At 57.0% G+C, this 6,000-nt stretch carries 5 protein-coding genes; 2 read left to right on the forward strand and 3 right to left on the reverse strand.

Annotated elements, in window-relative coordinates:
- Positions 1-234, forward strand: coding sequence for a hypothetical protein (locus K0B01_11455; GenBank protein MBW6486753.1), 234 nt, complete (start codon positions 1-3; stop codon positions 232-234).
- Positions 235-300: 66 nt separating this feature from the next.
- The gene (locus K0B01_11460) at positions 301-2,349 is read left to right on the forward strand and encodes a 4Fe-4S dicluster domain-containing protein (GenBank protein ID MBW6486754.1); all 2,049 of its coding nucleotides are present in this window, start codon (positions 301-303) and stop codon (positions 2,347-2,349) included.
- Positions 2,350-2,418: 69 nt separating this feature from the next.
- On the opposite strand, the gene K0B01_11465 is transcribed toward K0B01_11460, so the two are convergent.
- The 3 genes from K0B01_11465 to K0B01_11475 form a co-directional block, all read right to left on the reverse strand.
- Complete coding sequence (locus tag K0B01_11465; protein MBW6486755.1) at positions 2,419-3,567, reverse strand: acyl-CoA dehydrogenase family protein; 1,149 nt, start codon at positions 3,565-3,567, stop codon at positions 2,419-2,421.
- A 69-nt stretch (positions 3,568-3,636) separates the two neighbouring features.
- Positions 3,637-4,419 carry an enoyl-CoA hydratase/isomerase family protein gene (locus K0B01_11470; protein ID MBW6486756.1) on the reverse strand — a complete coding sequence of 261 codons (783 nt, stop codon included), beginning with the start codon at positions 4,417-4,419 and terminating at the stop codon, positions 3,637-3,639.
- Positions 4,420-4,502: 83 nt separating this feature from the next.
- Positions 4,503-5,795: an acetyl-CoA C-acetyltransferase gene (locus K0B01_11475; protein ID MBW6486757.1), complete on the reverse strand. Its 1,293-nt coding sequence runs from the start codon at positions 5,793-5,795 to the stop codon at positions 4,503-4,505.
- Positions 5,796-6,000 lie beyond the last annotated feature (205 nt).

Raw genomic sequence — 6,000 nt, forward strand, 5'->3', positions numbered from 1 at the left:
ATGGGAACACTGACGCTTTTCAGGGGATTGGCAATTATCTTGGAAGTAGCTGTACTGACGGGGCTTATCTACTCCATCGTCAATGGGGCAAGGGATGCCCTTTTTGACTACGGTCTGGACGAAAAGTACTCTGATTTTATAAGGTTGATGGTGGTAATCGTGGTTTGCATCGCGCTGACCTTCTTTGTGGCGCACCTGATTACATTTTATCCCCGGGTGGTTGGGCACATCTAAATTATTGAGGGTTGTAAGATGGATTCTCTCTACAGGCTTTTTTGGGAACGTCAGGAAGTTTATATAATGAAGGTTTTTATGCCGGTCATCATTGCCTTCCTGGTGTTGTTTGCCGGTTTGGCAGCGGCTTATGTCAAGGGTTTCAGGTGGCAGCATATCCGTCTCTGGCATCTCGGCACTGATGAAGACCGTTCCGATCAGGGGTCAGTCCGCATGAAGGAGATGCTCCGGGTAATGTTGGCCAATGGCCGGATTGGCGGCGAGGCCTATCCCGGCACGATGCACTTTCTGATCTTCTGGGGGGCGATCCTGCTTTTTGCGGGGAAGATTACCCGCCTGTTTTCATTCCTCACCGGCTTGACAAACCCCCCGCAGGGAATCTTTCTGTTCGCCTCCTTCGTTGCCGAGATCGGCGGTCTGATACTGATCGCGGGCGGGCTGATGGCGGTTTACCGTCGCTACATCCTCAAGCCGGAGCGCCTCGAAACGAAGCCTGACAATACGCTGATCCTTGTCTGGGGTCTTACGCTGATCCTCACCGGTTATTTTGTCAAGGCCTACCGGATCACCGCTGTCGGCGCCGCCCTGCCGCCGAACTGGCTTTTCTGGGCGCCGGTAAGCTATCCCCTTTCCAAAATCGCGCTGATCCTGCCGAGCACCCCGCTGAACGAGCTCTTGATCTGGCATCGCACCCTGATCCACATGCTGCCGGCGCTGGCGCTTTTTACCTTCATCATGTTCAGCCGGACACGCCTTCAGCACATGTTTTTGTCGCCCATCAATATCTATTACCGCTCGCTGAAGCCGAAAGGGGCGCTGGCGCCGATCACCAATTTCGAGGATGAAAATGCCGAAAGCTTCGGGGTAAAGGAGTTGCGCGAGTTCAACTGGAAACAGCTTCTGGATCTCGAGGCCTGTACGAACTGCGGGCGGTGTCAGGATGTCTGCCCGGCTCACCTCTCGGGAAAGCCGCTTTCGCCCCGGAAGATGACCCAGGAGTTGAAGGCGCACCTCTGGAGCGAGGGGGCGAGACTGCTGGAGCTTCCGGCGGAGGAAAGACAGGGAGAGGCGATCGTCGGGAAAAGTCTGGAAGAGCATGCCCTGTGGGCCTGCACCAACTGCATGGCCTGTCAGGAAGTCTGTCCGGTTTATGTGGAACATGTTCCCAAGATCGTTGAATTGCGTCAGTACAAGGTGCTCACCGAGGCGGAGTTCGCGCCGGAGCTGCAGCTTACCTTCCGGAACATGGAAAACAACTCCAATCCGTGGGGAATGGGCTCCCATCTGCGCGGCGACTGGGCGAAGGAAGTGGGGGTGAAAACGCTGGCGGACGATCCCAACGTCGAGTATCTGTACTATGTCGGTTGCGCCGGTTCGTTTGACGATCGCGGGAAGAAAACCGCGATGGCTTTTGCTAAAATCATGCAGACCGCGGGGGTCAGCTTCGGGATTCTGGGAACGGAGGAGGGTTGCTGCGGCGATTCCGCAATGCGCGGCGGGAACGAATATCTGTACCAGAGCCTGGCGCAGGCGAATATCGAGGTGATGAACGGCTACAATGTAAAAAAGATCATTGCCACCTGCCCGCATGGCTACAACATCCTGAAAAAGGAATATAAAAACTTTGGCGGCAATTTTGAGGTCTTTCACCATACCGAGATCATTGCCGATTTACTCCACAAAGGTAAAATCACCCTTAAAAAACCGGTAAATAAGCTCTTTGCCTACCACGATTCCTGTTTCCTCGGGCGTTACAACGGGCTCTATGAGCAGCCGCGGGGAATTCTGAAGACGGTGCCGGGGTTGACGCTGGCCGAGATGGAGCGGAACCGGGAGCGCAGCTTCTGCTGCGGCGCGGGGGGCGGGCGGATGTGGATGGAAGAGGATATCGGCGAGCGGATCAACAATATGCGCACCGATCAGGCGATCGCCGCAGGCGTATCCGGCGTGGCGCTGGCTTGCCCCTTCTGCCAGACGATGCTCTCCGACGGGCTGAAGGATCGCAAAAAGGAAGAGGACATTGTGGCGCTCGACATCGCGGAGATTGTCTGGGAGGCGATGGGGCTGGAGGAAAAAGAACCGCCGGCGGATGTATGTGCGCTGCCGGAGACATAAACCCCCAGATAGCACTCCCTCCCCTTGAAGGGGAGGGAGTGCGTTGTTATCCCAGGGGGGATTGTTTTTTTACCTCATTCCCAAAAGCTTCCGGGAGACGACGACCCGCTGAATCTCGTTTGTCCCCTCGTAAATCTGGCAGATCTTGGCGTCGCGCATGTGGCGCTCCGCCGGGTATTCCTTGATGTAGCCATAGCCGCCGAAGATCTGCACCCCTTCGATTGCCGCCTTCATCGCGACATCCGAGGCGTAGTACTTGGCCATTGCCGCCTCTTTTTCAAAATCGAGGCCGTTGTCTTCGAGCCAGGCGGCCCGCAGCAGCATCAACTCCGCTGCGTCGAGCTCGGTCGCCATGTCGGCGAGCTTGAACTGGATCGCCTGAAAAGTGGCAATCGGTTTGCCGAACTGAACCCTTTCCTTGGCATAGGCAAGGGCGTCGTCAAGGGCCGCCCGGCCGATTCCGCAGGCCTGGGCCCCGATGCCGATCCTGCCTGCATCGAGGCCGGAGAGCATCTGTCTGAAGCCCTGCCCGGGTTTGCCGAGGAGGTTTTCCGCTGGCACTTCGGCATCCTCGAAGACGAGCTCCGCCGTGCCGGAGGCGAGGATTCCCATCTTTTCCTCGATTTTGCCGACATGAAAGCCGGGGGTGTTTTTCAGATCGACGATCAGATTGATGATCGCCTTGTAGCCGACCGAAGGGTCGGTTGTCGCCGCGAGGACGCAGTAGTCGGCGACATTGCCGTTGGTGATGAACATCTTGGCCCCGTTTACGACGTAGCGGTCGCCCTTCAGCTCGGCCCGGCATTTGAGGGCGGCGGCGTCGGAGCCGGCGGATGATTCCGTAAGTCCGTAGCAGCCCTCAACCTTTCCGCTCGCGACGGGGGTGAGGTATCTATTTTTCTGTTCCTCCGTGCCGAATGTCTTTACCGGATAGCCGTAGAGGGAGTTGTTGACCGAGGTGATCACCCCGACGCTTGCGCAGGCCTTCGAGATTTCGATCAGGGCCATTACGTAAGTCACGTTGTCCATCCCGGCGCCGCCGTATTCCGTCGGTACGGCGACCCCCATAATCCCCATCTCTCCCAGTTTGCGGCAGATCTCCTCGGGGTGGCGGTGCGTCCGATCAAGCTCCGCCGCGACGGGCCGGATGTTGTCCTCGGCGAATTTCCGGACCATGTCCCGAACCATTTTCTGTTCATCCGTTGGTGCAAAGTTCATAGCATTCTCCTTTTATGAGGGACAGAGCCCCTATTCTTTCCGGGAAAATCAGGAAATAGGGCTCTGTCCCTATTTTCCAGTGAAAACAGGTTTTCTCTTTTCGAGGAAGGCGGTCATGCCTTCCTTCTGGTCGTCGGTGCTGAAGCACTGGGCGCAGCATTCCACCTCGAGGCGGCAGGCGTTGTCAAGCGCCAGATCGTAGCCGAAATTGATGCTGTGTTTTATCATCTTGAGGGCAAACCCGGGCATCCCGGCAAGCTTGCGGGCAAACTTCTGTGTTTCGGGAAGAAGCGCGTCCGGTGCAAAGACGCGGTTTACAAGGCCGAGTTCATAGGCGCGGGCGGCGCTGATCTGTTCCCCGGACATGATCAGCTCCTTGGCCCGGCCGAGGCCGATGAGGCGGGGAAGCCGCTGGGTGCCGCCCCAGCCGGGAATGATCCCGATCAAGATCTCCGGCTGGCCGAAGATCGCCTTTTCCGACGCGAACCGAAAGTCGCAAGCAAGCGATATCTCCGTGCCGCCGCCGAGGGCGAAGCCGTTCACCGCGGCGATTACCGGCTTCGGCATGGTCTCCAGCTGCCGGAGGGTTTCGTGCCCCAGCTCCATAAAGGTGATCGTTTCCTGCGGACGGAAATTCTGCATTTGCGAAATATCGGCCCCGGCGACAAACGCCTTTTCGCCGGAACCGGTGAGGACGAGAACCTTGATCGCTTCATCGGCCCTGCATTGGTTGACGGCGTCGAGAAGTTCGCCCAGCGTCTCGGAATTCATCGCGTTGAGCGCCTTCGGGCGGTTGAAAACCAGGGTTGCCACTCCGGCTTCGACGGTAAAAAGAATGTTTTTGTAGTCCACTGCCTTTCCTCCTTTTTTGGTAAGGACACAAACCCCTTTTTTCGGGATGAGGCCCGGCTATTAATAGTATTATGTCCCCCTTTTTAAACCCGCTCGAGGACGATGGCCATTCCCTGGCCGCCGCCGATGCATAACGTGGCAAGACCGAGATGGAGGTTTTTCTTCTGCAACTGCATCGCGAGGCTGTAGATGATCCGGGCGCCGGTGCAGCCGACCGGATGACCGATCGAGATGCCGCTGCCGTTCAGATTGCAGTTGTCCGTCGTTATCTTCAGCTCCCGCATGCAGGCGATGGCCTGACTGGCAAAGGCTTCGTTGAGCTCGATTATGTCAAAATCCTTGATTGTCAGGCCGAGCTTTGCCATCACCTTCCTGGTCGCGGGGACCGGCCCCAGCCCCATGTAGGCCGTATCAACGCCGCCTGCGGCGTAGCCCTTGATCCTTGCCAGCGGCTTGAGTCCGAGTTCCTTCGCCTTGTCGGCAGACATTACAACGAGGGCCGCGGCGCCGTCGTTGATCCCGGAGGCGTTCCCGGCGGTTACCGTTCCCCCGTCCTTCTTGAAGGCGGGGGCAAGCTTGGCCATTTTCTCGAGGGATGTCTCCATCGGGCGTTCATCCTTGGCGAAGACAACCGGCTGTCCCTTTTTCTGCGGAATCACGACCGGGACGATTTCGTCGGCCGTGGCGCCGCTGGCGATCGCCGCCATTGCCCGCTGATGGCTCAAAAGCGCCAGTTCATCCTGCTCCTGCCGGCTGATTTTGTACAAAGAGGCGATGTTTTCGGCGGTGATGCCCATGTGATAGCCGTGGAAGATCTCGAAGAGCCCGTCGAAAACGGTCAGATCAACCATCTGTCCAAACGGCATGCTCATCCGGTATCCCCAGCGCGCGTCGGGGAGGGCAAACGGGGCGTTGGACATGTTTTCCATGCCGCCGGCGACGATTATCTCCGCATCGCCCGCCTTGATTGCCTGCGCGGCAAGAGAGACCGACTTCATGCCGGAGGCGCACACCTTGTTGACGGTGATGGCGTTGGTCTCCTCGGGGAGGCCCGCGTAGATCGCCGCCTGACGGCCCGGATTCTGCCCCTGGCCGCCGGTCAGGGCGTTTCCCATGATGCACTCGTCGAAATAGACCGGCTGGGCATCCTCGGAATAATCGTAGAACTTCTTTTGAAATTCTGTCTGTTTGATATCCTTGAAAACGTCAGGACGATAAGAATTTATCTCCGCGCCCAGATCAGGCCGGAGACCGGCCCTTTTGATGGCCTCCTTGATGACCAGCGCCCCCAGATCGACTGCCTTGACGCCCTTGAGCGAGCCGCCGAAACTGCCGACTGCCGTTCTTGCCCCATTTACGATTACAACATCTTTCATTTGAAATCTCCTTCTGTTAAAGTTTAGTGAAAATGCCTGCATTATTGAGCCAATTGCAAAACTATTTGTCATTCCCGGAAGCGGAGCTTAATGTACACAATGCTTCTATCGGGAATACGGTTTTTCAAGCAGTTAGAACCAGATTATGAACATTAAACTTCGTTTTCCCGCTTAAAATCATTGCGGGAATGACAGAATGTGAGAG

The sequence above is a fragment of the Syntrophobacterales bacterium genome (assembly GCA_019429105.1).
In the GTDB taxonomy this organism is placed as follows: domain Bacteria; phylum Desulfobacterota; class Syntrophia; order Syntrophales; family UBA5619; genus DYTH01.

What these genes read in the sequence shown, in the direction of transcription:
- K0B01_11455 (MBW6486753.1), top strand. Translation starts at nt 1, where the DNA reads ATGGGAACACTGACGCTTTTCAGGGGATTGGCAATTATCTTGGAAGTA.
- K0B01_11460 (MBW6486754.1), top strand. Translation starts at nt 301, where the DNA reads ATGAAGGTTTTTATGCCGGTCATCATTGCCTTCCTGGTGTTGTTTGCC.
- K0B01_11465 (MBW6486755.1), bottom strand. Translation starts at nt 3,567, where the DNA reads ATGAACTTTGCACCAACGGATGAACAGAAAATGGTTCGGGACATGGTC.
- K0B01_11475 (MBW6486757.1), bottom strand. Translation starts at nt 5,795, where the DNA reads ATGAAAGATGTTGTAATCGTAAATGGGGCAAGAACGGCAGTCGGCAGT.